Raw genomic sequence first — 25,942 nt, 5'->3', positions numbered from 1 at the left:
GAGCGTGGAAAGAGATGGGGATGCGAAAGAAGAAACTTCCGATTGGGATTGAAAATTTTGAAGAACTTAGGAAAGAAGATTTTTACTATATCGATAAAACAGGGCTTATTGTGGAATTACTCCATAACTGGGGAGCGGTAAATTTATTTACCCGCCCCAGAAGATTTGGAAAAACACTGAATATGAGTATGCTGGAACACTTTTTCAGGGTGGATGGGGATAAGCGTATTTTTGACGGGCTGGATATTTCAAGAGAAACCGTGCTTTGTGAGGGACATATGGGGAAATATCCGGTTATTTCAGTTTCCCTGAAAGGGATTGACGCGCGGGTATATGAGACAGCATATCAAATGGCAGCCCAGGTTATTATTGACACGGCGGCGAGATATTATTTCCTTCTGGAAAGTGAAAAGCTGAATGAGCATGATAAAGCAGCATATCGAAAACTTTTGGATGATAATATGAATGAAGGCACGCTTGGCAGCAGCTTAAGACGGCTATCAGGAATGCTGGAAAAACATTATGGTACAAAAGTGATCGTGCTGATAGATGAATATGACGTCCCATTGGCAAAAGCCCATGCGAACGGATATTATGATCAGATGATCTCCCTGATCCGAAGCCTGCTGGGAGAGGTACTCAAAACAAACAACAGCCTGAAATTAGCGGTGCTGACCGGATGCCTTCGGATTTCAAAGGAGAGTATCTTTACCGGGCTAAATAATCTGAAGGTGTTGACGATTGCAGATGAGCGTTTTGATGAATACTTTGGCTTTACAGACAAAGAGGTGAGGGAACTTCTGGAGTATTATGAGGTGGCCGATCATTACGAGGAAGTAAAAAGGTGGTATGACGGATACCAATTTGGAAATGAGGAAGTGTACTGTCCGTGGGATGTGCTGAACCATTGTGACAGGATCAGGAGCGAGCCTCATGTGCAGCCAGAAAACTACTGGATCAATACCAGCAGCAATGATGCAGTGAAGAGATTTATTCAGGAATCAGCAAATGCTACGACCAAACGGGAGATTGAACGTTTGGTGGCAGGGGAAGTCATTATGAAAGAAATTCATCAGGAGCTCACTTATTCGGAGATTTACCAGACGATTGATAATATCTGGAGCCTGCTTTTTACCACTGGTTATCTGACCCAGCGTGGGAAGGCAGAGGGAAGGCAGATGAAGCTGGCAATCCCCAATCTGGAGATCCGGGATATTTATGTGACGCAGATCATGGAATTCTTTAAAGATAATGTCCGGGAAGACGGAGATACGCTGAACCGCTTCTGTGATGCTCTGCAGAATGAGAATGCAGAAAACGTAGAAAAGATTTTCACTGATTATTTAAGGAAGACCATCAGTATCCGGGATACGGCTGTAAGAACTGACATGAAAGAGAGCTTTTACCATGGCGTTCTGCTTGGAATTTTAGGTGTGAAGAACCGATGGGGAATTTCTTCCAACCGGGAAATGGGAGAGGGATATGCGGATATCCTTGCGGAACCGGATACCGGGGATATGGGGATTATCATAGAGGTGAAATATGCACACGACGGAGATCTGGATGCTGCTTGCAAAGAAGCATTAAAACAGATCGAGTATACCAGATATGAAGATGACCTTGAAGACGACGGGGTAGAGAATATCCTCAAATACGGGATTGCATGTTATAAAAAGCGGTGCAAGGTCATGCTGGCAGAAAAGCAGATAAAATAAATACAGATACAGGAAAGCTCTGGGGAAAATATTTTCCAACAGCCTATGGCAAAGAAGTCATTGCTGCAGGACTTGCTATCAAAAATCTTGTGCTTATACCTGCCTTGGCATAAGCCTTTTTTCCATGCAGAAATTTTGCCATTTTGCGCTAAAAATAATTTATAAGTGCCTAATAGAAGAATTTTTCTGAGCGGTACTTCGTCATAAAAGTGTTAAGAAAATTCAACAAAGATACGCTGGAGAATAAAGCAGCATGGTGGAATCCGGAAGTGCCGGAAGGCCCTGGGAAAGAACCAAAGAAAGGGAAAAAGGAGAAGCAGCATAAAAATTGTGTATTTTATTCAGTTTTCAAGGTCAGGTAAAAGATTCGTGAGAGGATCTGGGAATACCTGATTTTTTAGTGCAAAAATTCAAATTTGATTGTTAGATTAATGCAATTTTTGGACAATCTGGGGGGGATCTGTTTCAGGTATGGAAGGCTTACCATGAGGCAGCTGTTGGATATCAAAAACTTCAAGAATTTATCATTGAGAAGCCGGATACAGAAATAGAAATCAAAATAAAAATATAACTGGAATCCGAAAAGAATCGATTCTGTCCAGGTTACCCTTGTGGAAAGCTCTCAGATATCTGCCTCCGGGCGACATATGCAGGCCCTTCTGGTATGTGAGCAGGGGTATCTCTATGAACAGTTTGGAATAATCATCGAAATTACCGTTAAGAAGGCTGGAAACAGAAATCATAGAGCCATAGGCAGCGTTCTCTTTTTTCTATTACGCTGATCTCAGAAAGATCCATTGTCAGCAGGGCGGCCATATTCTGGCGGTGTGTGCAGAGGGTTTCCCGGACGGCCTGCAGATGGGTGATTTTGAGGTCAAGGTCAGCTATCTTTTCATCCAGAAGGTCTTTCAGGTTTTCGGCGGAGCGGTTCTTTATATAATCCTGTATGGCTTGGATAGGGACTTCCAGTTCCCGGAGCAGGAGAATGGTTTCTAGCAAGGGACTCTGGTGGTAATTATAGCAGCGGTATCCATTTTCAGGGTTGACGGCGGCAGGTCTGAACAGACCGATTTCATCATACCACATCAATGTTTTTTTTCAAAATGTCCTTGACCGTACTGTTACTGTACGGTCTATGATACCGTATACAGGAAGAAAATACAAGGTGACTGGAGGAAAAATTTATGGAGAACTCAAATGCTTACGAGAAGCCCGTAACTCTGAAAAATATTGTAAAATTTGCTGTGCCGACGATTGCCATGACGGTGTTTATGTCCTTCTATACAATGGTTGACGGCCTGTTTGTGTCAAACCTGATCGGTACAGACGCGCTTTCAGCGATCAATCTCACGGCGCCTGTGATCCAGCTTGTCACGGCAGTCTCGACTATGCTCGCCACCGGAGGCAGCGCGGTCATTATGAAAAAAATGGGAGAGCAGAAAACGGATGAAGCAAAAGAAGATTTTACTTTCCTGATTATCGTAAATGTTATTGTGGGACTTGTCATGTGCGCGGCAGGGTATCTGGCAATGGATTTTATTTTTGCCGGGATGAACCTTTCTCCGGCTGTAGAAGGATACTGTGTGGAATATCTGAGCCGTTATCTGATATTCACTGTGCCGATCCTTTTGATGAACAACTTTACGCTTTATATGATTGCCAGCGAAAAGGCGGTCCTTTCCCTAGTCTGTTCTGTGACGGGCGGCATTTTGAATATGGCGCTTGATTATGTGTTTATTGCCGGATTGGATATGGGGATCGGCGGCGCGGCTGTTGCAACGGGGCTTGGATATTCTGTAACTGCGGTTGCCGGTCTGTTTGTCTTCAGCCGGAAAAAGAGCCTGCTGCATTTTAAGAAACCGGTATTCCGAATCAGGGTTCTTGGGAGTGCGGCTTCAAATGGATGTTCTGAGATGGCGACGGCACTTGTTACAGGTATTGTTACAATGATGTTCAACTGGACGATGCTGCATTACGTGGGGGAAGACGGAGTTGCGGCCGTTACCATCATCATGTATGTGCTGATGTTTGCAAGCTCCCTGTATACGGGATATTCTTACGGGGTTGCCCCTATGCTGAGCTTCTATTACGGAGAACAGAACAGAGAAAAACTGAAAAAGCTGGTTGGGTTGAGTATGAAAGTGATCGCGGTGATTTCTGTGATCACGGCTGCGGCTTCCTTTGTGATGACAAGGCCGCTGGTATCCGTATTTGCCAGAACGGATAATCCGGTGTATGATCTGGCGGTAACAGGAAACCGGATATGTACGGCTGCGTTGTTCTTTATTGGATTTAATATTTTTGCCAGCGGGATGTTTACCGCATTATCCAACGGAATTGTTTCGGCTGTCCTCGCATTTTCCAGATCGTTCGTATTTATGCTGATTACGATGATCGTGCTTCCTTTGCTCCTTGGCGTGAACGGGATCTGGCTGGCAACGCCGGCGGCGGAACTGATGGCGCTTGGTTTGTCATTTTTCATGCTCCTGAAATATAGAAAGAGGTATGGATACATGTCGGGCAATGGATTAGATGATAAGCGGAAATGAAGAGTGCTTCGTCATAATGCATTTCACGTCAGCAGATAAACATTTCACGGCAATCAAATTGTTTTTTTGTTTTGGATAGGATATAATAAAATGTCTGTTTTGATGATAATTAGGAGGTGGTACATTGATCCATATTGCAATCTGTGATGATGAAAAACAGATGTCCGATCATATAAGGTTACTGGTCTCCGATTTTTTTCGTAAAAAGAACAGGGAAATCAGCCTTCGGACATTTCTAAGCGGCGAAGAGCTGCTGAACTACGACGGGCAGATCGACATCCTGTTTCTGGATATCCAGATGAAGGATATCGACGGTATGGAAACAGCAAGGAGACTGAGGGCGGATAAGTTTCAGGGATTTCTGATCTTCATCACGGTATTAAAAGAGATGGTATTCCAGTCTTTTGAGGTGCAGGCTTACGATTATCTGGTCAAGCCGGTGGAAGAAAAACAGTTTGAGAGAACCATGGAGCGCCTGTTAGCTTCCATGCACAGCGTCGGTGAAGACAGCCTGCTCGTACAAAAGGGGCATGAAGGGCGTATTATCCGAAGGGATGAGATTGTCTTCTGTGAGATCATAGACCGGAAAATATATCTGAACCTGGTATCAGGCGAAGTTCTTGATTATTATGAGCGGATTGAGAATCTGGAAACGAAACTGGGAGGCCGTTTTTTCCGATGCCACAGGAGCTATCTCATCAATCTGAAGCACTTAAAAGGCTATAAAAACGGGACTGCCTATATGGATAACGGCAAAGAGGTTCCCGTATCACGGCTGCGTAGTAAGGAGTTTTCTAATGTTGTTCTGCAGTATATGAAGAACATCTGAGATTCGAATGGGAGGTAGAATGGCTGAGTATTTAGACTTTTTTAACAGATATATTATGGGTGTTACCGAGATATCTATCCAGCTTTATTTTCTGGCAAAAATCTTGAAAAAGAAAATATGGATTCCATTTTATTTCCTGTTTGCAGTATGTGCGGTGGTTGTCAATGATTTTGTTTCAGTCGGCACGATAACGGGCTTCGTGGTGTTTGTATTCCTTCTTACGGTATACGGGAGGTTGGTCTGTCGCGCGGATTTTAAGTTTTCTATTTTGTATGCGGCATTGATGAATGAAATCATGCTGCTCTGCTTTGGGATTGTGAACTCCCTGACGGGTCTTTTATATTCATGGAGGCCAGATTTTTTCCATGGTACGGCAGGCATCGCGGTCATGCTGGGCAGCGAGGCGGCGTCACTTTTGCTGGCAGGGTTTTGTTATTATATGGTATACCGCTATTTTTCCTATTATACAGCAGCGGAAATGCAGCAGATGTTTCTGGTTTTCATCCCGATCCTGATGATCTTTATTATGAGTGAGTACATTAATACGATCGCATTTGAGTACGGGTATGAGCTTATAGGGGAGGAAGAACCTTACATGTATCTGTTCAACCACTGGCAGCTGCTCGTCATGCAGTTTTTTGGACTTTTAAGTGTGTTCTGCATCCTGTTCTCTTATAAGAAATTGCAGCAGAATTTCCGCCTTAGCACAGAATTATCATTACTGGAGCAGGAAGAACATTTCCTGAATCAGTATGTAGAGGAGGCGAAGACCCGTTACGATGAAACAAAGTCATTCCGCCATGACATCAGGAACCACATCACAGTGGTAAAAAATCTCTTGCAGAGCGGGAACGTGGAGGAAGCTGTAACCTATATGGAAGATATGGATGATATGGCAGAAAAAATGTCATTCCCCTGCAGCACCAATAACCCGGTAGCGGATATTTTGATGGGAAACAAGCTGGGGATTGCCCAAAGTATGGGGATAGATGTGGACTGCTCCCTTCTTCTGCCTTACCCCTGTGACCTTAAGGACATTGATATCTGCATTGTCCTGTCAAATGCACTGGATAATGCGATTCAGGCAGTGAAAAGTCCGGATGCGGGTATAGAAAGATTTATCCATGTGTCCGGGCGTATCCAGGGGGATTTCCTTATGATAGAAGTGGAGAACAGCTTCCATGGGAAAGGCGCGTTCAAAAAAGGGACAGGTCTGTCAAATGTAAAAAAGGTAGCCGAAAAATATGGCGGCGCCATGAGTATAGAGACACAGGGGAATGTATTTATCCTGCAGGTGCTGCTGATCATCCCACAGCATCCAGAAAGCATCTCACAGCAAGTGGATTAACCTGCCGTTTCTCGCTGTCGAAAACCAAAAAAGGGAGCTGTTTGCAAATGTAAAACAGTTACCCGGCAATATCAAATGAAAGGAGAAACATACTTATGGCAATGCAGATCAATGGAAATTACGCGCAGTCTAAAACCGACTACGCAGAGAGGGTGAGGGAGAAGCAGGCAGCCCTGAAAGCGGAAAAAGCAAAAGAAGCAAAGGAAACAAAAGAAGCTGCAGAAGAAAAAGGATCAGGTAAGCTGTCTGAACCACAGGATGTATACATCAGAAGTGAAAAGTCGGGGAAGGAGCCCGTCGGACTGTACCGGATAGGACAAGACGAGAACGGCGGCCGGAAAATCTTTTTTGAAGATCCGGATAAAGCAGACCGTGCGGATGGAAAGGAAGAACCGAAAGCAGAGAAAGCAGATGGTAAAAAGCCTAAGGTAGACGGGGACAGCCAGGGAAAGCCGGCAGAAGTTTGTATCGGCAATACAGATAAGGTAGACCGGGAGATCGAAAAACTGAAAGAGAAGAAAAGGGAGCTGGAGCAGCAGATCCGGTCGGCCTCCGGGGATGAAAGAAAGATCCAGGAGCTGGAGAAAAAACTGGCGCAGGTAGAGCAGGAATTAAGCCAGAAGGACAATGATACGTACCGGAAGCAGCATTCTGAATTTTCCCGGCTGGCATAAATCAAGGGAGGGATCATTATGCATGCGAAAACGATGGAAGGCCTTGCAGGGGCAAGCATGAATATGAAAATGATGAATACGCCTTTCCGCGTCTACCAGGAAGCAGAAAGGAGAGGCGATACATCTGTCATGGAGCAGGCAATGGGGTATGTTGGTGAGACCGCAGATAAAGCAGAGGACTATCAGAAGAAAATTGAAAAGGGAATGAAGGAAGAAGCAAAGGAGGCGCGGGAAAAAGCGAAATCAGAGCAGGAAAACGCTGTCCGGAAGCGAAAAGAAGAACGCGGGGAACAGGAAAAGAGAATAGCGGAAAGCAGGAATGGGAACACAGATACAGTCAGCATCAGTGAAAACGGGAAGGCAATACTGGGTGATAGATCTGATCTGGCTCAGGCTGGTATGGTCAGCAATATGCCTGTAGAAACAGCAGATGCTGTTAAGACAGAGCCGGTAATCTACACGAAAACCGGAGAAGCCGCCAAGTCGGAATCCGGTACGAATATTTCTGTTTCTGCATAGAAGGAATTGATCCCTGGCAGCAAAGCTGCCGGGGAAAATATGTTTTTTTCAGCTGTTCGAAAGATTTAAATAGGAGAAGAAAAATGAATAAGAAAAAATGGATACGTATTGTGTCGGTTTATTCGATGATATACACGGCAATCACATTGGTGAACAGTGTTTTGTATCTTTGCAATGGTACTTATGAAGATCCAAGCGGGAACTGGCACGAATTAGACAGGGCTATGATTCTTTTGATTGGGATAGCAGCATTTGAGCTGTGTACGAATCTGCCTGTTAAGCCTTTGGTTCTTAGATATGTGTCTGCGTATATCCCCTCCTTGTTGTTAGCGTTCGCATATGTCTGGTTTACCGGACTGCGGGAACCACTGGCAAAAACAGCATACAGGGATATTTGGATTAACTTTACAAGCCTTTTTGTGCTGCTGTCTATCATCAATACTGCCGTTCATGCTTATAAGAAAAAAGAGAGGGCAGTTTTGACTCTGTAATGCTTTGGTGGAGCGATAAATTTGGCAGGGGAATAGGTTATCAAAGGGAAGTTTCATTTGCCAGAAATGCCGGAAGAATTAGAGGAATTAAAAACACGCTTGCGGATAGAATTAGACAGATTACAGTGCGGGAAGGATCCATTATTATAAAACGGATTCGGAAATAGAGAGGAAATATTTTGCAGGCAGACGGACAGGAAGGAATCTGTATTGCGGAACTTGACTTAAAGCAGCTGCGCAATTATCGTGAAAAAGAGGTGCACGGAAATGCATATCGGCATCCGAAGAAGTATGGAATGCTGGTTGATGCAAAAATTGATAAACCGTTCGTCAGAAATGATTATAGAGAGAAAGAGAGGGCAACCCAGAATTTATGGAGGAGAATATGAAAGAGTATAAATATGTCACTTTAAGGCAGCAGCCAGAATTAAAGGACAGGGCGGCCGAATGGTTTCATTGCAAATGGGGAGTACCACAGGAAGCGTACCTTGAATGTATGGAATTATATCTTGACAATGAAACCGAGTATGGCTGGTATCTCTGTTTCGATGAGGACAGAATCATCGGAGGTCTTGGAGTAATTGAAAATGATTTTCATGACAGAAAAGACCTCGCAGCGAATGTCTGCGCCGTGTATACAGAGGAAGAATATCGCTGCAAAGGAGTTGCAGGACATTTGCTTGATATGGTTGTAGATGATTTAAAATCGAAAGCGATAACCCCGATTTATTTGCTTACTGACCATACAGGCTTTTATGAGAGATATGGTTGGGAATTTTTGTGTCTGGTCCAGGGAAATGATGAACCCGAAATGTCAAGAATGTATATCCACAGATAACTTCCAGTTGTCGTTTCACTGAAGGGATATTACAAGAATAGGAAGGAGCTGCGGATGATGAAAAAGATGTTGATTCTGATTGGTCTTTTGGCGACACTGCTTACAGGGTGTGGGAAAACGGATATTGTCAAAACGTATGAGAAGTCAGAGGATGCCGGGATTACAGTCACATATTATGAAATAGATAACGGAACATGGAAATGTGATGGTGTAACATATCAATTTAGATTGGAGTTAAGCGGCAGAATGCCCAACGCTGAATCAGATAGTTATTATACTATTCTTACGGACAATAAGAATTTAACTTTCGAGGATGTCTCAAAAAGTCTGTATGGCAGTTTACTTGAGGATAGTAAGATTATGGAAGGCTCTATTATTGTAGAAATGAGATAAAAATCCAGTTGATCGAGGTAACTATATTATGGAGAGAAATACAAAATACAAACCAGATCATTAGTGCATTGTAATATTCACGCTTTGTTTATCCGTGAGGTTTGTAGAATATTTTCTGATCGAAACAGATCAAACGGCTATTGGAGAAAATGTGCTTCATAAAGTAGTTGGTATTATCATATTAGCTTTGGTATTAAAATGGGTAAATCTTTCATGGAGCGATATTGGATTTCAAAGAAACGGTTTTGCAGGCGGCATTTTGAAAGGATTGTTATTGGGAAGCGCCTGTTTTACCATTTCATATGGGTTGGAATTGGCGGTTTTTATTCTGCAAGGCAATCCTGCACATTTAGAAATATATATCAGCAGTTTTTCTTTAACCGGTTCTCAAATAAAAAATACGGATTTCGTATTTTTTCTGTTATGTGTGCTATTCAATATTATCAATGTATGGATGGAGGAAGGTGTTTTTCGCGGACTGTTCATCAGGACACTTTCCGAGACAAAGCCATTTGTGCAGGCGAATTTTATTGCCGCATTTTTATTTGGTATTTGGCATATTGTAATGCCGATCAGAAGTTATATCCATGGCGAAATGTCATTTGCGGCAATGGTTTTTATGGGTATCGGTTATATGATCCTTGCCGGGATTATGGGAATCAAATGGGGACTTCTTTACCGCATAACTGGAAATATATGGGCAGGGCTTGGAGATCATTTATTCAATAATACCGTTGCTGCAAATATGCTGCATGTCATTTCTGCAAAGGGTACAGACGAATTACAGATTGTCCGGATTATGGCTGCACAGATTATTTCCTTTGTTTTTGTGTTGATAATTCATTATTACAAGAACAGGAAGGGAAGAAAGAAACCCAAAAATCAGAGTTAGATTTTCTTATTGTCATCAAAGATGAGGGGATTAACCGCCGACAGAACCATTCTGTCTGGTAGGAGATAGTAAATAAGTAGGAGGACAAAAATGATTCAATTAGTCAGACCAACAGAAGAATTGAAAGAGCAGGCGTTCGAATTCAAACAGGAATTTTTTGATCATGGGGAATTCGTTATTAACGGAAGTGAATTATTTGATAAAACGGATGATTATACAGAATGGTGCAGATCCATAGACGCAAACACAAAAGAGGAAACGGTTAATCCCGCGTTGCCTACGGGGGAAATCCGATATATCAGAAGTGATGTTCCGGAGAATTTATCGGATAAGGAAATTCGGTGGCTGTTGGAGAATCATATCATCACAATTGTAGATTTGCGGTCAGATGAAGAAGCAGCCGAAAAACCATGTATTCTTAAGAAACAGAAAGGATTCAGATACTTTCATCTCCCGGTTACAGGAGGCGGCGATACTCCAAAGTCGCTTGAGCATCTGCATACTATATATCAACAGATGGTGGATGAACAGATGGAATTATTCTGAAACGGCTTGGATTCAGTGATGAAGTAATCATTGATGATTATATGCAATCAAAGGATAATTTAATGGATATGCTTACAGCATATGTTTGTGTTCATCCAGAGATAGATATAGAAATTATTATTCCGCATAGAGAAAATATGGAGCAATTACTGAAGCAGTTATCAGGAGGAGACAATCGATTATGGAACTTGTAAAACTGACACACGAAAATATTGATAAGGAACACATTTGCTGTGCCATATCCAATAACAAGGATATTCAGGTCATATCCAAAAAGAACTGGCTGAAGGAGCGTCTGGAGGAAGGACTTGTATTCTTAAAAGGCAATGTCCGGGGAAAATGCTTCATTGAGTATATTCCAGCGGAATACGCATGGGCGCCTGTCGAGGCGGAAGGTTATATGTACATTGACTGCCTGTGGGTATCCGGACAGTTCAAGGGGCACGGATACTCGAACCTTCTGCTGGATGCATGTATCCGCGACAGTAAAGCGCAGGGGAAAAAGGGGCTTGTGATCCTGTCCTCCAAAAAGAAAATGGGATTCCTCTCTGACCCAAAGTATATGGGCTATAAAGGATTTCAGACAGCAGATACGGCAGAGCCTTATTTCGAGCTGATGTACCTGCCCTTTGAGGAGGGCGCCCCGCTTCCCCGTTTCCGGGATAGCGTGCGCGGGCATGAAGATTTGCCGGAAGGGTTTGTGCTGTATTACACAAACCAATGCCCCTTTACGGCAAAGTATGTACCGCTGCTAGAGGAGATGGCAAAATCCAGGAACGCAGTGTTTCAATCGGTACAGCTCCAGACCAGAGAGGAAGCGCAGAATGCGCCCTCTCCCTTTACAACCTTCTCTCTTTTTTATGACGGGCAGCTTGTGACCCATGAAATCCTGTCGGAGAAGAAATTTGATAAAATTTTAGTGAGCAAAGGACTGTGAACCGGAATTACGCAAGTCAATAAATTTAAGGAGTGCTGCTATGAAAAAGAAACTGTTCATAATTATAACGGGTGTCGTATTGGTTGGGATTATATGTATCTGGCTTTTGGTAAAGAACAAGTCTGCGGAGCAAATGATTGTTGACCGTTTAAACGAAGCAGTATCTCACTATATGGATATGAATATAAAAGAGGATAAAGCATATTCGCTGAAAGTTTCTGACATGGAAATGCTTGTGACGACATATGTGCCTGAATATACGGTTTTTGGAGTTTCTGCCGATGCGTATACGGTCCGGCCAGGCAAAATAGATGAGACTTTAACGACAGAAAAAGAGCAGGATCTGCCAATCTGCAATTTTAATTATGTATTGATTTACGATGAAAAAACAGATAAGTTTTATAATGTAAAATTCCAGGGAAAAGGAAAACCAGTCATTCCAAAGGTTACAGACGCAAAAGAATTGGCTTATGAACTTGAATTACCAAACGTGGAGGAAGTAGAAAATATCTCTCTCAAAAAGAATTCTGACAGTCCAATCTTGATAAGCAGCAAAGATGATATGGAAGACATATTGGGCATTTTAGAAGGTACGAAACCGACCACAAAGAGCGGTGAAATAGGTACGCCCGTCCGTGTCGAGAATATTATCAATGCTGACTTTATCAGAAATGAGAATGTGATATGCAGATTATTCGTATATGAAGATGAAGGAAAATATTTTATCGAACAGACGGACAATGGAGTATATACGATTTCCAAAGAGGATTATGATTTGATAGAAAATTATATGAAAGGCAATTGATTATTGAGAAGGGTATCTTTGCGGCGGTATTTAGACGCACTCATTAACTGGCCGGTTTGGCTGCCACACACTTTGGGTTAAAATAATTGCATACATAGATGAAGACAAGCAGGAATTCATAGAACGCCTGCTGAAAGAAGCGTATGTATGGAGACAGCGGCAGGATACATAGAGAAAGCAGAGATAAGATGAAGGAGGTAAGAAAATGCGTCATATTTATATCCGCGGAATCATTGGACTGATCTGGCTGATTGCTGCTATTATATGCGGGGGATCGGGGAACTTCCAGATGACGGGACTTTACATCATTTTAGCAGGTGTGTTCCTGTATTCTGCATACACAGCATGGAAAAGAGAAAAAGACGGCAAAGGGGGAAGGTAAGATGGGACAAGCGCTTCTGACGATTCAAAACTTAAGCGCGTGGTACAGTAACGAGAAAATGATACTTTCAGATTTTTCTTTTGTGCTGGCCGAGCATGAAGCAGTGGGACTGATCGGGCTGAACGGAGCCGGAAAGACCACATTTCTGAAGGTGCTTTCCGGACTGCTCCCTACCTTCCGTTCAGAGGGTATCTGCTTTTGCGGATCCCCTGTGGATTTCCGGAAGCAGGATTTTAAGCTCTGCCGCTATACGGTGTTTGCCGAGGACAATTCGTTTTCGTATTTTACCTTCCGGGAATACCTGGCCTATGTATGCGCCGCCTATGGGAAAGAGATTCCGGATGTGTCGGAACTGATACAGGGCTTCCATTTTGAAGAGTATGCGGATACCCTGCTGCGGGAACTGTCAACCGGAAACAGGAAAAAAGCATTCCTGATCACGGCTTTTGCCCTGCAACCAAGGCTGCTTCTTCTGGATGAGCCGGTCAATGGGTTGGACTTCCAGAGTACGGAATACCTGTACCAGCAGATTTCAGAGTATAAGATTCATGGAACCGTACTGTTTTCCTCCCACATTCTGGAGAGCATCACGCTGACCTCTGACCGGGTATTTGTCCTTGAGAACGGCAGGATCCGGCAGACCTTTGAACGCGGGCAGATCAATGCCGAAGAGATCCGGGAGGCTCTGCATGATGAAAATGACAGGTAAAGCCTTTGCCAAAAAGCTGTTCGGGGCAAAATATGAACGGCTGCCCCGGACTCTTTTTATGGATGTGATTGTATTTTGGGGACTATATATTGCCGGATTTCAGGTGCAGATTGCGTCGTTTGTCCGGGTTCTGATGATCAGTGCCTTTACTGCAGGCGTGATGTGGCAGGCTCTTTCTTCCAAAGATAATGCCGCCGAACTTCAACATATGCTGATGCTGCCGCATAGATGCCGGGAGTTTGTTTTCTCTTATGTGGGGGTGCTGGGCGCCTATACGGTTCTCACAAAGACAGGACTGCTTCTGGCGGCCTTGCTGGCCGTTTCTGTCTGGAAGCCGGTAGAGATCATGGGAATGGTCATCTGCATGATCCATGCGGTTCTTATGGCTGCCGCGGTTTATGACCTGAGAAAATACTGGTATGCGGGCGGTCTCTGGATTGTTGTCATTGTAGCTGCCATTCTGTTTTTGGGAGGCAGGTTATGGTTTTGCCTGTTGCTGCTTGTGAATAGTCTGTTTGCTGTCTTAATTTTATGGAGAGCAGACGGATACGTTTTTTATCAGAAGGAGAGTAAGAAACACCCTTCGGGCATCCCTTTATGCCAGAGGCTGCCCCAGCGAAAGCGAGCGTATTCAGCAATGAGCAGGAAAAGTCATGCGGTCCGGCAGAGAAAGAGGGCAACACTTTGGCGGTACTTTTTCCGGTACCTGATCTGCCATAAGAATTATCTTCTCAATACCGCTGTGATGTGGTGCGTCGCCTTGGTACTGCCTTATTTCTTAAGAGAAATGGCAGGGCTGTCCGTGGTTCCGGTGGGGTTTGCGATTCTGTCCTTAAATACGCCAATCTGTATCCTGCTGTCTTGTGACCCTGATCTGGAGCAGGCAGTCCGTTTCCTGCCTGGGCAGAAAGGTTGCTTTTGCATTCCATACTGCCTGTTTATCTTCCTTTGTAATATGGCTGCAGATATAATATTCCTCTTAAGCTGGAAGATTCAGAACGGCAGCGTCACTGCCCAAATGATTGCAGGGGCTGTTTTCTTTGCCCTGCAGAGCGCGGTGTTGTCGGTGTTGCTGGAATGGTTTTATTCTATCCGGGGCTTTAAGATTGAAAGCGACCTGTGGCATCATCCGCGGAAATATGTGGTTCCGGTGGCAATGCTGCTGCTCGCGGGGGCAGTATCTTCCTGTCCGGTGTTGCTGCCTGTGCTGTTGGCTTTACTGGCTGTAGAAGTCACAGTTTTACTTTTAATATTTTAAGGGTATCCTAGTACACCGAATAATAAGTAACCAGCCATATAACTTGCCTGATTTTCCATCTGCTTCGTTGTTGTCAATCGGCGTAGCGCCCACTACGCCTCATTCCTCCGCCTTGCATATGAAAAGTCATTCTGCGTTATATGGCTAGGAACTTATTTTTCGGTGTACTAGCCAGTAATGTGGTGGTTTTCAGCATCCAGCCCTTCGCTGAAAGCGACCGTTCAATGGGTTGGATTGTTTCATAAGAGAGAATGGCAGTTTCTTGGTAGGTTGGAGGATAGCATTATGAAAATCTTATTGGTGGAAGATGATATGGAGATCGGCGCCATGTTAAAAAGCTTTTTGACGACAGAAAATTATGAGTGATTACTGCGTCAGACGGGGAGATCGCCTGCGAGAAGTTCTTTTCCGATGATTTTAATCTGGTTTTGCTGGATCTGATGGACGAAAATGCTGTGAACGTCCATATCAGCAGGCTGAGGACGAAAATCGAGGACGATCCCCGTAACCCCAGATACATTATTACCGTATGGGGGATTGGGTATAAGGCAGGAGATTTATAACATGAGTGATCAGATAATTCTTTTTCTCCTTTTGATCGTGATCGCTGTCCTGGCTTTTGTCGTCCTGTACCAGCGGTTTGCTTTCAGGAGAGGAATTCGGATCCAATTAATACAGATCAGCCGGAAGTTAGAAGACATTGCGGAATCTGACAGCGACGAAAAAGTAATGGTTTTATATCCCATGATATAAAAACGCCCCTGACCGTGATATTGGGGTATCTGGAGATCATGCGTCTTGCCGATACTGACGATGAAATGTTAAAGAAGGTGGAATCAAAAGCAAAACAGGTGGTGGATCTGATCAATCAGTTCTTCACTTTGGCAAAGCTTGAGGCAGGCGATGCCAATATCACCCTATACCGGGTACAAAAACAACATTTACGGTCAGACTGAAAAAAATATATTCCTTTATGCCCCCAAATCGTGGGCAAACTCTTGATGTGGAAAACAAAGATTTATTGTAATTGTTCAGAATCGGAGGGATAGTATGAGCAGAGTATTGGTGATTGAAGATGATGAGATCCTAAATGGAGGATTGTGTTATAACCTGCAGAAAAGGGGGATCACCCCTTTTTCTGCTTACACCTTAGAAGAGGCAAAGGAACTTCTTTCAAAGGAAGCGTATGATCTGATCGTGCTGGATGTGAATCTGCCGGACGGCAGCGGATTTGAGTTTGCGCAGGATATCGCCGCTCTTTATGAGATACCGTTTATTTTCCTGACGGCTCACAATCTGGAGGATGAGATTATCGGCGGTTATCACATGGGCGCGGAGGATTATATTACGAAGCCCTTCCGGATTCAGATCGCTATGGAGAAGATACAGGCGGTTCTTAGAAGGTGTGGGGGAAGGCATGAGGAACCCTGTTATTCGTGTGGTAATCTTGATATTGATTTCGAAAAAAGAATTGTCAGGAAGAGCGGGGAGCTGTTAGAGCTTACGCCGACAGAATTTGACCTTCTTCAGTTTTTCTGTAAGAACCGGAGAAAGATACTGACGAAGGATATCCTTCTGGAAAATATATGGGACAACAGAAGGCGCTTTGTCAGCGAACATACGCTGTCTTTGAATATCAGCCGTCTGCGGAACAAAATAGCCGACGATCAGTTCGATTATATCAAGACCATTTATGGAATGGGATACCGGTGGATCGGAGCAGGGGAGGCGGGAGTATGAAAGCGTTGATGATCCTGTTTCTTTTTTGTGTTTTGAATCTTGGATATTATCTGCATTTCCGAAGAAAATATGTGAGGTATTCCGAAGAAATACTTCGGAATACCAGACGTATCATGGGGAATGAAAAGGACTGGTCTTTATACCGGGAATATAACAGGGAGACTCTTACTTCCAAGGTGGTTATGGAGCTAGAAAAGACAGAAGAGATACTCAGAAACCGGATGCTTAAGAGCGAACAGGAGAAGGAGAAGCTGCAAAAGACGATTTCTGAAATTGCCCATCAGGTAAAGACGCCTCTGTCGAATATCTGCATGTATCATGATATGCTTTCGGATCCGGATATTTCTTTTGATGAGGCAGAGAAGTTTAAGGAAATTATAGGGCGGCAGCTTGAGAAGCTGGAATTTCTGATTGATTCGCTGATCAAGTCTTCACGTCTGGAGAGTGATATGATTAAGCTGAATATGGGAAAGGTCAATATTTTCCATGTTTTGGAACTGGCGGTAAATGATGTTGTCCATAAGGCGGACAGAAAAGAGATGGAACTGTCGATCCAGTGCGGGCAGGATATGACTGCAGTCTGTGATGTGAAGTGGACGGCGGAGGCGATCGGCAACATTCTGGATAATGCGGTGAAATATACGCCGGAGGGAGGGAATATTTCTATCGACGTCAGTCCGGGAGAGATGTACACGAAGATTCAGATTCGGGATACGGGAAAGGGAATTGCTTCTGGACATTATAACGATATATTCAAACGGTTTTACAGGGAAAGCTCGGTTTCTGAAGAGGAAGGGCTTGGTCTTGGCCTGTATATTGCCAGAAATATTATTACGCTTCAGAGGGGATATATTATGGTACATTCTGCGCCGGGGCAGGGCTCCTGTTTTTCCGTATTTCTTCCAAGGCAGGGTTAAAATTGTTTCAGCTGGAAATTGTTTCAGTTTTGATAATATTTTTTCAGCATTTGAAACAGGATTGATAGAATCTCCTTTTAGAATAGAACTATGATCAGGAAGGAGAGATGACGCATGGATATCTTACAGACAGAGAATCTTACGAAGTATTATGGGGAAGAGCCATTGGTTGTGAAGGCTCTGGATGGGATTACCCTTCAGATTGAACAGGGAAGCTTTACGGCAATCGTGGGAACGTCCGGTTCCGGGAAAAGCACCTTGCTTCATATGCTGGGGGGCTTAGATACGCCGACCGGGGGAAGCGTTGTGGTAGACGGGCAGAGCCTTGGCAACATGAGCCGGAGCGAGCTGACGATTTTCCGCAGAAGAAAGATCGGATTTATTTTCCAGAACTATAATCTGATTCCGAATCTGAACATTTATGATAACATTGTTCTTCCGGTGGAGCTGGACGGGAGGAGTGCGGACCGGCAGTATTTGAGTAATATCGTATCTGTACTCGGACTGGAAGGGAAATTGGATAGAAAACCCAATAAGCTTTCCGGCGGCCAGCAGCAGAGGGCGGCCATTGCCCGGGCGCTGATTACCAAGCCGGCCCTGATACTGGCGGACGAGCCTACAGGCAACCTGGACAGCCGCACAAGCCAGGAGGTTGTGGGACTTTTGCAGGCGACGGGAAGGCAGTTCCATCAGACCATTGTGATGATTACGCATAATGATGAGATTGCTCAGATTGCGGACCGCACAATCCGGATTGAAGACGGGCGGATAGCGGAAGGAAGGTGGCAGGGATGAAACTAGATGCAAATAATAACGGCAGAATCATCTACCGTATTGCAAGAAGCAATCTGACGGATAGTAAAGTATATACCCTGTTTTCAGGCCTGACCATTATTCTTTCGATTACATTTATTATGGTGATGTCGTTATTTCTCCAAGGGACACAGACAGCGGAGGAACGGATGCTTCAAAATATGCAGCATGTGCTCTATATGAACGTACCGAGAGAGCGGATGGAAGAGCTTGCTGCAGATGAGAGGACAGAGCTTGTCATTCCATATAAAGATAGCGGCGCTGAGTTTGAAACCAGCGGCGTAAACTATAAGCTTATTTATATGAAAAGCCAGAAGGACAAGATACAGACGTATGTGCCGGCAGAGGGAAAAGAGCCGGAAAAATATAATGAGATCGTTGTAGACAAAAGCTTCCTGAACAGTATTGGAAAGGAGTGCAGGATCGGCGAAAGGCTCTCTCTGAATACGGAAAATGGAGCGGAGGAATTTGTAGTCTGCGGATATACCGGCAGAGAGCAGGAGTTATCGTCCTATACGGTTTATGTATCCGAAGAATTTGCAGAGAAAAATCCTTCCATGAGGGCAATAGAATATACGGCTCTTGCCCGGATTACGGGCGCCCAGGATATGGAATCTTCCGGGTTTGAGTCGGCGGTTTATCAGATCGCAGATGATTATGGCGTAAAACGCCAGAATGTGAATATCAACGGCAAGTTTGAGGAGTCTCTGCGGGGAGATCATACGGCCGGATATGCAATCGCCTTTGTATCCTTATTTATCATGGCGGCCAGCGGGATTGTCATTTACAGTATCTTTTATCTGTCGGTTTCATCACGCACACGGCAGATCGGGCAGCTTCAGACGATCGGAATGACAGAGAAGCAGCTTCGGAAAATGGTACGGCGGGAAGGGGGATATCTATGCGCCGCAGCAATCCCTGTGTCTTTCATTCTAGGCGGAATCCTTGCGTACATTCTGCAGCCGGAAGGATGGAGTACGCCCGGTTATCTGACGACGGCGGCAGTCACCGGTGTATTTGGTTTTTTTGCCGTGCAGATCTCTGTCAGCAAGCCGGCCGCTCTTGCAGCTAAGGTTTCTCCTATTGAAGCGTCAAGGGATTTGTGGGACGGCAGAGATGATAAGGAGGGGAATGCAAAGCATAAAAAGCTGACGGCATTTGTAATGGCGCAGCTGGGACAGAGCCGAAGCTATAAGAAACGGCGGCTTATGACGGCGTCTATTGCTTTTGGAGGAATCGTTTTTATGATCGCGGCCTCGTATCTGTACGCCTGGGACGAAATATCCTTCTCAAGAGAAGGGGTTTTTTCCGATGCAGAATATATGGTTTCTTATCAGTATAATGCGCACGATCCGTCAGCATACGGACCGACGGATATGCAGCTTAAGGGGCATCTAAGCGAAGAATTGAAGAAACGGCTGTCCGGGCTTCCCCATGTGCGCTCTGTCCGGACAGAAAACAGTGTATTCGGAAGTATTGAGTATCAAGGGGCGGTCTGGAGCGATGGATTTTACCGGCTGACAAGAGATTCTGACGCATATTTTCAGTTGAATGCAGAAGGCAATAACAGCTATGATTATCTGTGTGAATCAGACGGTATCATGATTACAGACAGCGAATTTGTTTCCGGAATCAACGGCATATCCCCGCAGGTTGGAGACTTCATCACACTGCACTGGTCTGACGGGGCGGAACATACTGCAAAGCTTAAGATTGCGGCAGTCAGTCCGGATCCTGCGCCGGTAAAAGGCGGCTATAATTTTGCAATGACGGACCAGACGATGGAAAAGCTGTGGGGTGATATGAATACGATAAGCGCCTTCTACATTTCTGTGGAGGATTATGAAACATATGGAGAACAGACAGAAGAAGCAATTCGTTCGCTGACAGATGATGATCCCGATCTATCCCTGGCGACACTGAGGGAGCAGATATTGGATGATTCAGCAAATGTGAAGAGGATCAAAATGCAGATTTACGGAATCGCAGCCTTTGTTACCTTATTTGGGATCCTGAATCTGATTAATATGATGATCGGAAATATTGCCACGCGTAAAAGGGAATTATCCGTGCTGGAATCCATCGGTATGGAAGTGAAACAGATAAGAAATATGCTGTTCTGGGAAAGTGTTATGTATGTGTTCCCGGCAATCCTGGTCACGCTTTTTGCAGGCGGCGCAGCCGGGTACGGATTTGTTGCCGCTTATAAGCGGATCGCGGGATATATGAACTACAGATTTCCTCTGATGCCCTGTCTTCTGTATGCGGCAGTGATGCTTCTGATTCCGCAGTTGATTTCCTGCGTCAGTCTGGGCAGGCAGAAAAAGCAGTCTCTTGTGGAGCGGATAAGGTTATAAAAGCTTTGATACCCCGCGGCAAACCTAAGCATTCCGAATCAGAACTGTCACTGTAAAGGAAGCTTCAGTATAAGATATATCCAGAGTACCGTTATATTTTTCTACCATTTCCCGAACATTTGACAGACCAAGACCATGGGCGGCTATATCTTCCTTATCGGATCTCAGCCGTCCATCCTGTTCTGTGATACGATTTCTTTTCGTATTCGTAATCTCATAGGTGAAATAGCTATTATCGGTTATCCGTGCCTTCACGGAAATATGCCGCTCCTGAATATCAGGGATTTTCAGAGAGGCTTCAATGGCATTGTCTAAAGTATTTGAAAAAAGGCAGCAAAGGCTGATAGCATCAATACCGATTAATTTATCCATCTCGATATGGAAAAAGCAGTCGATCTGATGCTCCGCCGCCAGATTATATTTGGAATTGAGGACGGCATTGATAATGCTGTTTTTACAGAAAACCCGGCTGTGTACCTGAAGCTGCGTTGCTATCCCTTTCATGTATTGTTCTGCTTCGTCATGATTGCCCGAGCAAAGCAGAGATTGGATGACAGTCAGATGATTGTTCATATCGTGACGGATCTTCCGAATCGCCGTTTGGTTCTGTTCCAGCTCTTCATAATAGCTTTTCTGCAGCATCAGATTTTTTCTCTCCATATTTTGCCGGACACTGATAATAAAATATTCTGCAAGGGCGACACATCCAAGGTTGGTGGTAAAGCATGCGAATGCGGCAGGCCACATCTTGTAGGTCTTGCGAGGCGTAAAATAGATACAGGTGGTGATACTCACCAGGGAAGCCAGACAGATAGCAGTCAGCAGTATCCAGATCTTGTCATCGAACAGTTGTCTTGTCTGAGCAAGGTGCTTTATAAAAAATCTATAAATAGCGTACCAGATTATAAGATGGAGACAGGGATCGGCTATGGTACAGAAGATATCCATAGCCAATGGCCATCCAAACCAGGATCCCAGTGTACCCATCATATTCATAACGAAAAAATTCTGGCTTATTATCAGCGGATAGAGAACTGCAACGGCAGCCAGTCTCTGCCAGATACTTCCCTGAAAAGCGATCAACATTAAAAAAATCAACCAGATCAGGTCTAACGTTATATTAAAAAAATCATTCGGAAAGATGACCATGCCGGAGCACACCGTGCAGGAAATATAGACGAGGACCTGCCAGAATCTTCCGGTCCGCCGTTTGGCAAAGTGGGAAAGGATCCGGTAGATCAAAAAACCATATATAAAGTTGACTATATTACTGATATAAGATATAGCAGATATGATATCCATAGCGTTCTCCTATCATATACTCACAGCCGAAGAAATCTGAGCTTAGTATAATTCAACCGCAAGTTTACTGTAACAAAAGGCGGGCAAAAGCAATCTCCACAGACTGCCGGTAAGCGCGGCTTACAGGAAAGCTCTGTGACCTTAAGGTGCAGCCGTCTTTTTCCAGTGCGGTGACGTAGTTCAGGTTCACCAGATGACGGTTATGGCAGCGGATGAAGTAATCCGGCAGGTCAGTCTCCACAGCGTCCAGTTTCCCATAAAATTCAAGTTTATTTCCATCTTCTAAAGAAATGATGATTTTTCTCCTGTCACTGGAAAAGGCAAGTATTTTTTTTGCAGGGATCTTCGTGGTTCCCGATTTTTGTTCCAGGGTAAAGTAGTGCTCCCGGTTTTGTCCAAGCTCTTTTATCGCCTGTTCTAATACTTTCATGATCTTCTGATTCTCATATGGTTTCAGGATATAATGAAAGGCATGGACTTCGTATCCTTGGAATACAAAGTCAGGATATGCCGTCACGAAGATCAGGAGCGTATGGGAATCTCTTTTGCGCAAATTTTTGGCGGTCTCCATGCCGCTTAATTGTTTCATCTCTATATCCAGAAATAAGATATCCAGCCATTCCGTTTCCGGGCGTGTGAGAAGCGTTTCGCCGCAGTCATATTCAAAGATCCGGTAATCCGCCCCCAGAAGCTGCAGCTTTTGCTCTAAAGGAGCGCGTAACAGTCTGCGCATGGAGGCTTCATCATCACAGATTCCAATATTGATCATAGGTATTCCCTCTTTACAGATTACATTTCAGTTCCCGTAGGATATTGTACAGAAGAATTCCGCTTTTGTAAATAGGCCGGAGGGCGAACAGAATTTTACATCATCTATGTCAGATATGACATTTGGCAGAATGCAGCCAGGAGGATCTTTTTCTATAATGAATGACACAAAGGCAATTAAGGGAGGTATGATCCTATGCTGCAGGTAAAGCATTTATCAAAAAGCTATACATCGGGAAATCAGATATATCCGGTGTTAAATGATGTATCACTTAAGGTTGAAAAAGGAGAATTCGTAGCTGTTATGGGGCCTTCCGGGTCGGGAAAGACCACGCTTCTTAACTGTATTTCCTGTTTTATTCCCCATGAGCAGGGGGAGGTTCGTTTGGCGGATCAGGATATTTCTAATCTGGATGAAAAAGAGCTTGCCAGAGTACGCAACCGTCAGATGGGATTTGTTTTCCAGGATTTTATGCTGTTAGACGGACTGAGCGTGTTTGAAAATATCTGTCTGCCGCAGATCATAGCGCACGGCCCGGTGGTACAGATGGAGGAAAAAGCGAAGAATATCTGCCGGCTGTTTGGCATTGAAAAGATCATGGAGAAATATCCTGCCGAGATCTCCGGCGGGGAGAAGCAGCGTACAGCGGTGGCAAGAGCGCTGATGAACCAGCCCTATGTGATTCTTGCCGACGAACCGACAGGTAATCTGGACAGCAAGTCCTGCAAAGCGGTTATTGATGCATTTTTACAGGCGAAAAGAGAAATGGGCGCAACTATTTTTATGGTGACCCATGACAGCTTTGCGGCTTCTTTCTGCGACAGGGTCATAGTCTTAAAGGACGGGCAGGTGTATGGAGAGCTGAAAAGAAAAGGAACCAGACGGGAATTTATGGATGGGCTTCTGGATACGATCCGGACGTTGGGAGGTGACGGGGATGACAATGAGTAAGATTACGGCAAAGCTTCGGAAAAAGAACAGGGATCAATACCTTTTGCTGGGGATATGTATCTTCCTGTCGGTCATTCTGGTCACGTCCTTTACAATGATGTATTTTTCGCCGTCAATTCAGGAGCTTCTGCCTCCGGGCGGGGATACGAGAAAGCTGATGAAGCTGATGATGGGGGTGGTGATGATCGGCTGTCTGATCTTTACCCTTTATGGGAGCAGCCTGTTTTTCCGCAAGAAGAGCAGAGAATTCGGAGTCATGCTGGCTTTAGGAGAGGAAAGAGGAGCGCTTGCCGGACAGCTTGCAAAAGAGCTGGCGGCAGTAGTGGTAAAGTATGTTTTATCAGGTATATTACTGGCAGTACCGGTGTCTTATCTGATCTGGAAATTATTCCAGGCGATTGCGCTCAATACGGCGCGGCTTAAGTACCGTCCCGGGAATGCGGGAATATTTGCAGGGATTCTCTTTGCGGCGATACTGTCTCTTTGTATTCTGGTTCTGGGTATTCGTTTTATCCGGCAGGCGGATATTATGAACATTTTGAATGCCAGCCGTAAGACGGAGATGGTTCGGGAGATCAAGCCATGGTTCGGCAGACTTGGAGCAGCGCTTGTAGCTGCGGGGCTGTTTCTGGCAATGGCCGTCCCCCAGCTGACCGTCAGACTGTTCCGGCAGGGGATGCCTGCAATCTGGAACGTAACGTATCTGCTGGGGATAGCAGGTCTGTATCTGATTGTCCTAAGTGCGGTCGGTTATTCTAAAAAAGGAAAGCATCCGGAGAAATATTATAAAAATATTATTTCCACCAATCTGATGCGCTTTACGGCAAGACAGACGACAAGGAATATGCTGTGTATTGCGCTGCTTGTATTTGTGATGGTAGGGTCGGCTTTTTGGGGAGTTATGTACTATTTCAGCGCTATGGACGGAGGCGGCGAAGCGCCTTACGATTATTCCTGGCACTATCCGGCGAAAGAAGCTCAGATTGGAAAGGAAGAGACAGAGAAAATAGCCAGAGAGCATAAAGTGACGCTTACTGCTTATGAGGATCTGGATTCCCTGCAGCTGGTGATCCGTTATACCGGAAGAGATATGGATGAGCAGAAAAGATATTTTGATGCGGAATATGAAAAGCTTGCGACGTTTATAGCAGCTTCGGATTTTGAGAGAATCTCCGGCAGATCGATTTCGCTAAAAGCAGGGGAGTATCAGACGGTCACCACGACGGATTTTCAGGAGAATGTCTGGGTAAGCGTAGATTGCCTGAATGAGATCGAAAATCCGGCAACAGGAGAACGGATGGTTCCTGAATTCCGGGGCACAGCGGAATTTGACAATCTTGCCATTGGAAGCGACCCTTTTGCTTTTCTGTTGTCGGATGAGGATTATAACAGGTTTGCGAAAGACCTGCCGGATGACTGGAAAGAGAAACATGCTTTTTTTAATGCAGAGTATATGACAGATGCGGGGGATAAGAAATTTTATGAGTATGAGTTTGCGGATGCTGTAATACGGGAATATATTGCACGGGCGACAGAGCTGTCCAATCATTACGGCCTGTATGATCCCCGTGAAGAAGAACTGGCTTTGGCAGCAGGCAAAGAGTATGGCTATGCCGGGAAGATTGACCTGTCGCCGGATAACCCCCAGATTATGGACGACTGGAAGTACGCTCCGTTTTCCAAGGTTTTTTTACAGGCGAATGCCATGGAAATGGTTGCCGTGTTCGTACTGCTCAGTATCTATATTTCCGTGATATCTCTGACCGCGGCGGGAATTATGAGTTATATAAGAAGCATTACCATTGCCATGGATAACCGGCAGCTCTTCGAAGATCTGAGGAGGCTTGGAACGGATGATGCCTATGAAGAGAAAGTGATCAAAGTACAGCTTCGCAAGATCTTTGCATACCCTGTGGCTGCAGGCTGTACGGTGGTAGGGTTATTCTCCTTGTTTCTGACTTATTTTAATGATATGAGGCTGCAGGCTTTCGAGGTAAATATGCTGTTGCTGGAAGTGCTGCTTATGATCTTCATTGCAGGGGTTCTGTATGTCGTGTACAGAATTGCGTATGGGAAAATGAGGAGGATTGTGGGGAGCGGCATTAAAAAATGTTCCTGCAGGATATGAGAAAGAATTTCCGGATTATGAAGTCTTTTAACGACTATTTGAACAGGGCTCTGTGTCTGGCTCTTTTATCAACGTATGAA

General features: G+C 44.6%; 29 protein-coding genes and 1 pseudogene. 27 read left to right on the top strand and 3 right to left on the bottom strand.

Going from position 1 to position 25,942, the window contains the following annotated elements:
- Positions 1–14: 14 nt before the first annotated feature.
- Positions 15–1,715, top strand: a complete 1,701-nt coding sequence (locus tag VSQ62_RS18565) for an AAA family ATPase (protein ID WP_334637709.1) — start codon at positions 15–17, stop codon at positions 1,713–1,715.
- 717 nt (positions 1,716–2,432) lie between these two features.
- Here VSQ62_RS18565 and VSQ62_RS18560 read toward each other — a convergent pair.
- Positions 2,433–2,801, bottom strand: a complete 369-nt coding sequence (locus VSQ62_RS18560) for a MerR family DNA-binding protein (RefSeq protein ID WP_334636245.1) — start codon at positions 2,799–2,801, stop codon at positions 2,433–2,435.
- A gap of 98 nt (positions 2,802–2,899) precedes the next feature.
- Here VSQ62_RS18560 and VSQ62_RS18555 point away from each other — a divergent pair, with 98 nt between their 5' ends.
- The 24 genes and pseudogenes from VSQ62_RS18555 (at position 2,900) to VSQ62_RS18445 (ending at position 20,712) form a co-directional block, all read left to right on the top strand.
- Positions 2,900–4,264 carry an MATE family efflux transporter gene (locus tag VSQ62_RS18555; RefSeq protein ID WP_334636243.1) on the top strand — a complete coding sequence of 455 codons (1,365 nt, stop codon included), beginning with the start codon at positions 2,900–2,902 and terminating at the stop codon, positions 4,262–4,264.
- A 124-nt stretch (positions 4,265–4,388) separates the two neighbouring features.
- On the top strand, positions 4,389–5,093 hold the full coding sequence (locus tag VSQ62_RS18550) for a LytR/AlgR family response regulator transcription factor (protein ID WP_334636241.1): 705 nt from the start codon (positions 4,389–4,391) through the stop codon (positions 5,091–5,093).
- Positions 5,094–5,112: 19 nt separating this feature from the next.
- Positions 5,113–6,441, top strand: coding sequence for a sensor histidine kinase (locus tag VSQ62_RS18545; protein WP_334636240.1), 1,329 nt, complete (start codon positions 5,113–5,115; stop codon positions 6,439–6,441).
- A 95-nt stretch (positions 6,442–6,536) separates the two neighbouring features.
- Entirely contained in the window at positions 6,537–7,115 is a 579-nt protein-coding gene (locus tag VSQ62_RS18540; protein ID WP_334636239.1) for a hypothetical protein, read from the top strand.
- Positions 7,116–7,133: 18 nt separating this feature from the next.
- The gene (locus tag VSQ62_RS18535) at positions 7,134–7,634 is read left to right on the top strand and encodes a hypothetical protein (protein WP_334636238.1); all 501 of its coding nucleotides are present in this window, start codon (positions 7,134–7,136) and stop codon (positions 7,632–7,634) included.
- 83 nt (positions 7,635–7,717) lie between these two features.
- The gene (locus tag VSQ62_RS18530; protein ID WP_334636237.1) at positions 7,718–8,125 is read left to right on the top strand and encodes a DUF6608 family protein; all 408 of its coding nucleotides are present in this window, start codon (positions 7,718–7,720) and stop codon (positions 8,123–8,125) included.
- 179 nt (positions 8,126–8,304) lie between these two features.
- Positions 8,305–8,514 carry a hypothetical protein gene (locus VSQ62_RS18525; RefSeq protein WP_286082782.1) on the top strand — a complete coding sequence of 70 codons (210 nt, stop codon included), beginning with the start codon at positions 8,305–8,307 and terminating at the stop codon, positions 8,512–8,514.
- Positions 8,511–8,963: a GNAT family N-acetyltransferase gene (locus tag VSQ62_RS18520; protein WP_334636236.1), complete on the top strand. Its 453-nt coding sequence runs from the start codon at positions 8,511–8,513 to the stop codon at positions 8,961–8,963. The genes VSQ62_RS18525 and VSQ62_RS18520 overlap by 4 nt, the downstream gene beginning before the upstream one ends.
- A 54-nt stretch (positions 8,964–9,017) precedes the next feature.
- Positions 9,018–9,356: a hypothetical protein gene (locus VSQ62_RS18515; protein WP_334636235.1), complete on the top strand. Its 339-nt coding sequence runs from the start codon at positions 9,018–9,020 to the stop codon at positions 9,354–9,356.
- Positions 9,357–9,450: 94 nt separating this feature from the next.
- A complete protein-coding gene (locus VSQ62_RS18510; RefSeq protein WP_334636234.1) occupies positions 9,451–10,248 on the top strand; it encodes a CPBP family intramembrane glutamic endopeptidase in 798 nt (265 codons plus the stop codon).
- A 90-nt stretch (positions 10,249–10,338) separates the two neighbouring features.
- On the top strand, positions 10,339–10,794 hold the full coding sequence (locus VSQ62_RS18505; protein ID WP_334636232.1) for a tyrosine-protein phosphatase: 456 nt from the start codon (positions 10,339–10,341) through the stop codon (positions 10,792–10,794).
- Positions 10,795–10,975: 181 nt separating this feature from the next.
- The gene (locus VSQ62_RS18500) at positions 10,976–11,731 is read left to right on the top strand and encodes an N-acetyltransferase (RefSeq protein WP_334636230.1); all 756 of its coding nucleotides are present in this window, start codon (positions 10,976–10,978) and stop codon (positions 11,729–11,731) included.
- 40 nt (positions 11,732–11,771) lie between these two features.
- Entirely contained in the window at positions 11,772–12,536 is a 765-nt protein-coding gene (locus tag VSQ62_RS18495; protein WP_334636229.1) for a DUF5301 domain-containing protein, read from the top strand.
- A gap of 205 nt (positions 12,537–12,741) precedes the next feature.
- Positions 12,742–12,918, top strand: a complete 177-nt coding sequence (locus VSQ62_RS18490) for a hypothetical protein (protein WP_172498136.1) — start codon at positions 12,742–12,744, stop codon at positions 12,916–12,918.
- A gap of 1 nt (position 12,919) precedes the next feature.
- On the top strand, positions 12,920–13,627 hold the full coding sequence (locus VSQ62_RS18485) for an ATP-binding cassette domain-containing protein (RefSeq protein ID WP_172498135.1): 708 nt from the start codon (positions 12,920–12,922) through the stop codon (positions 13,625–13,627).
- Entirely contained in the window at positions 13,608–14,885 is a 1,278-nt protein-coding gene (locus VSQ62_RS18480; RefSeq protein WP_334636228.1) for a hypothetical protein, read from the top strand. The genes VSQ62_RS18485 and VSQ62_RS18480 overlap by 20 nt, the downstream gene beginning before the upstream one ends.
- Before the next feature lie 177 nt (positions 14,886–15,062).
- The gene (locus tag VSQ62_RS32670; protein WP_502957767.1) at positions 15,063–15,251 is read left to right on the top strand and encodes a response regulator; all 189 of its coding nucleotides are present in this window, start codon (positions 15,063–15,065) and stop codon (positions 15,249–15,251) included.
- Between the two features lie 71 nt (positions 15,252–15,322).
- Positions 15,323–15,448, top strand: a pseudogene (locus VSQ62_RS32665) (winged helix-turn-helix domain-containing protein); the annotation flags it as partial.
- Position 15,449: 1 nt separating this feature from the next.
- On the top strand, positions 15,450–15,638 hold the full coding sequence (locus VSQ62_RS18470) for a hypothetical protein (protein WP_334636227.1): 189 nt from the start codon (positions 15,450–15,452) through the stop codon (positions 15,636–15,638).
- A 14-nt stretch (positions 15,639–15,652) separates the two neighbouring features.
- Entirely contained in the window at positions 15,653–15,841 is a 189-nt protein-coding gene (locus VSQ62_RS18465) for a histidine kinase (protein WP_334636226.1), read from the top strand.
- A 94-nt stretch (positions 15,842–15,935) separates the two neighbouring features.
- Positions 15,936–16,625 (top strand): response regulator transcription factor, encoded by a 690-nt coding sequence (locus tag VSQ62_RS18460; protein WP_334636225.1) that lies wholly within the window; start codon positions 15,936–15,938, stop codon positions 16,623–16,625.
- Positions 16,622–17,542 carry a sensor histidine kinase gene (locus VSQ62_RS18455; RefSeq protein ID WP_334636224.1) on the top strand — a complete coding sequence of 307 codons (921 nt, stop codon included), beginning with the start codon at positions 16,622–16,624 and terminating at the stop codon, positions 17,540–17,542. Before VSQ62_RS18460 ends, VSQ62_RS18455 begins: the two co-directional genes overlap by 4 nt.
- Before the next feature lie 114 nt (positions 17,543–17,656).
- Positions 17,657–18,337: an ABC transporter ATP-binding protein gene (locus tag VSQ62_RS18450; protein ID WP_334636223.1), complete on the top strand. Its 681-nt coding sequence runs from the start codon at positions 17,657–17,659 to the stop codon at positions 18,335–18,337.
- The gene (locus VSQ62_RS18445) at positions 18,334–20,712 is read left to right on the top strand and encodes an ABC transporter permease (protein WP_334636222.1); all 2,379 of its coding nucleotides are present in this window, start codon (positions 18,334–18,336) and stop codon (positions 20,710–20,712) included. The genes VSQ62_RS18450 and VSQ62_RS18445 overlap by 4 nt, the downstream gene beginning before the upstream one ends.
- Before the next feature lie 24 nt (positions 20,713–20,736).
- Here the strand turns inward: VSQ62_RS18445 and VSQ62_RS18440 are convergent, their stop codons facing one another.
- Both VSQ62_RS18440 and VSQ62_RS18435 read right to left on the bottom strand, forming a co-directional pair.
- Positions 20,737–22,014, bottom strand: a complete 1,278-nt coding sequence (locus tag VSQ62_RS18440) for a sensor histidine kinase (protein WP_334636221.1) — start codon at positions 22,012–22,014, stop codon at positions 20,737–20,739.
- Positions 22,015–22,078: 64 nt separating this feature from the next.
- Positions 22,079–22,783, bottom strand: a complete 705-nt coding sequence (locus VSQ62_RS18435; RefSeq protein WP_334636220.1) for a LytR/AlgR family response regulator transcription factor — start codon at positions 22,781–22,783, stop codon at positions 22,079–22,081.
- Positions 22,784–22,978: 195 nt separating this feature from the next.
- Between VSQ62_RS18435 and VSQ62_RS18430 the strand changes: the two genes are divergently transcribed.
- Both VSQ62_RS18430 and VSQ62_RS18425 read left to right on the top strand, forming a co-directional pair.
- Entirely contained in the window at positions 22,979–23,734 is a 756-nt protein-coding gene (locus VSQ62_RS18430) for an ABC transporter ATP-binding protein (protein WP_334636219.1), read from the top strand.
- Positions 23,721–25,862 (top strand): ABC transporter permease, encoded by a 2,142-nt coding sequence (locus VSQ62_RS18425; protein ID WP_334636218.1) that lies wholly within the window; start codon positions 23,721–23,723, stop codon positions 25,860–25,862. Before VSQ62_RS18430 ends, VSQ62_RS18425 begins: the two co-directional genes overlap by 14 nt.
- Positions 25,863–25,942 lie beyond the last annotated feature (80 nt).

Origin of the sequence: Sporofaciens sp. JLR.KK001 (assembly GCF_036941055.1) — a bacterium.
Lineage (GTDB): Bacteria > Bacillota > Clostridia > Lachnospirales > Lachnospiraceae > Sporofaciens.
Note: the sequence above shows the minus strand (reverse complement) of the source record. Positions and strands in the feature narration are given on the sequence as shown.

What these genes read in the sequence shown, in the direction of transcription:
- VSQ62_RS18565 (WP_334637709.1), top strand. Translation starts at nt 15, where the DNA reads ATGGGGATGCGAAAGAAGAAACTTCCGATTGGGATTGAAAATTTTGAA.
- VSQ62_RS18560 (WP_334636245.1), bottom strand. Translation starts at nt 2,801, where the DNA reads ATGTGGTATGATGAAATCGGTCTGTTCAGACCTGCCGCCGTCAACCCT.
- VSQ62_RS18555 (WP_334636243.1), top strand. Translation starts at nt 2,900, where the DNA reads ATGGAGAACTCAAATGCTTACGAGAAGCCCGTAACTCTGAAAAATATT.
- VSQ62_RS18545 (WP_334636240.1), top strand. Translation starts at nt 5,113, where the DNA reads ATGGCTGAGTATTTAGACTTTTTTAACAGATATATTATGGGTGTTACC.
- VSQ62_RS18540 (WP_334636239.1), top strand. Translation starts at nt 6,537, where the DNA reads ATGGCAATGCAGATCAATGGAAATTACGCGCAGTCTAAAACCGACTAC.
- VSQ62_RS18535 (WP_334636238.1), top strand. Translation starts at nt 7,134, where the DNA reads ATGCATGCGAAAACGATGGAAGGCCTTGCAGGGGCAAGCATGAATATG.
- VSQ62_RS18530 (WP_334636237.1), top strand. Translation starts at nt 7,718, where the DNA reads ATGAATAAGAAAAAATGGATACGTATTGTGTCGGTTTATTCGATGATA.
- VSQ62_RS18520 (WP_334636236.1), top strand. Translation starts at nt 8,511, where the DNA reads ATGAAAGAGTATAAATATGTCACTTTAAGGCAGCAGCCAGAATTAAAG.
- VSQ62_RS18515 (WP_334636235.1), top strand. Translation starts at nt 9,018, where the DNA reads ATGATGAAAAAGATGTTGATTCTGATTGGTCTTTTGGCGACACTGCTT.
- VSQ62_RS18505 (WP_334636232.1), top strand. Translation starts at nt 10,339, where the DNA reads ATGATTCAATTAGTCAGACCAACAGAAGAATTGAAAGAGCAGGCGTTC.
- VSQ62_RS18500 (WP_334636230.1), top strand. Translation starts at nt 10,976, where the DNA reads ATGGAACTTGTAAAACTGACACACGAAAATATTGATAAGGAACACATT.
- VSQ62_RS18495 (WP_334636229.1), top strand. Translation starts at nt 11,772, where the DNA reads ATGAAAAAGAAACTGTTCATAATTATAACGGGTGTCGTATTGGTTGGG.
- VSQ62_RS18490 (WP_172498136.1), top strand. Translation starts at nt 12,742, where the DNA reads ATGCGTCATATTTATATCCGCGGAATCATTGGACTGATCTGGCTGATT.
- VSQ62_RS18485 (WP_172498135.1), top strand. Translation starts at nt 12,920, where the DNA reads ATGGGACAAGCGCTTCTGACGATTCAAAACTTAAGCGCGTGGTACAGT.
- VSQ62_RS18480 (WP_334636228.1), top strand. Translation starts at nt 13,608, where the DNA reads ATGATGAAAATGACAGGTAAAGCCTTTGCCAAAAAGCTGTTCGGGGCA.
- VSQ62_RS32670 (WP_502957767.1), top strand. Translation starts at nt 15,063, where the DNA reads ATGTGGTGGTTTTCAGCATCCAGCCCTTCGCTGAAAGCGACCGTTCAA.
- VSQ62_RS18470 (WP_334636227.1), top strand. Translation starts at nt 15,450, where the DNA reads ATGAGTGATCAGATAATTCTTTTTCTCCTTTTGATCGTGATCGCTGTC.
- VSQ62_RS18460 (WP_334636225.1), top strand. Translation starts at nt 15,936, where the DNA reads ATGAGCAGAGTATTGGTGATTGAAGATGATGAGATCCTAAATGGAGGA.
- VSQ62_RS18455 (WP_334636224.1), top strand. Translation starts at nt 16,622, where the DNA reads ATGAAAGCGTTGATGATCCTGTTTCTTTTTTGTGTTTTGAATCTTGGA.
- VSQ62_RS18450 (WP_334636223.1), top strand. Translation starts at nt 17,657, where the DNA reads ATGGATATCTTACAGACAGAGAATCTTACGAAGTATTATGGGGAAGAG.
- VSQ62_RS18445 (WP_334636222.1), top strand. Translation starts at nt 18,334, where the DNA reads ATGAAACTAGATGCAAATAATAACGGCAGAATCATCTACCGTATTGCA.
- VSQ62_RS18440 (WP_334636221.1), bottom strand. Translation starts at nt 22,014, where the DNA reads ATGGATATCATATCTGCTATATCTTATATCAGTAATATAGTCAACTTT.
- VSQ62_RS18435 (WP_334636220.1), bottom strand. Translation starts at nt 22,783, where the DNA reads ATGATCAATATTGGAATCTGTGATGATGAAGCCTCCATGCGCAGACTG.
- VSQ62_RS18430 (WP_334636219.1), top strand. Translation starts at nt 22,979, where the DNA reads ATGCTGCAGGTAAAGCATTTATCAAAAAGCTATACATCGGGAAATCAG.
- VSQ62_RS18425 (WP_334636218.1), top strand. Translation starts at nt 23,721, where the DNA reads ATGACAATGAGTAAGATTACGGCAAAGCTTCGGAAAAAGAACAGGGAT.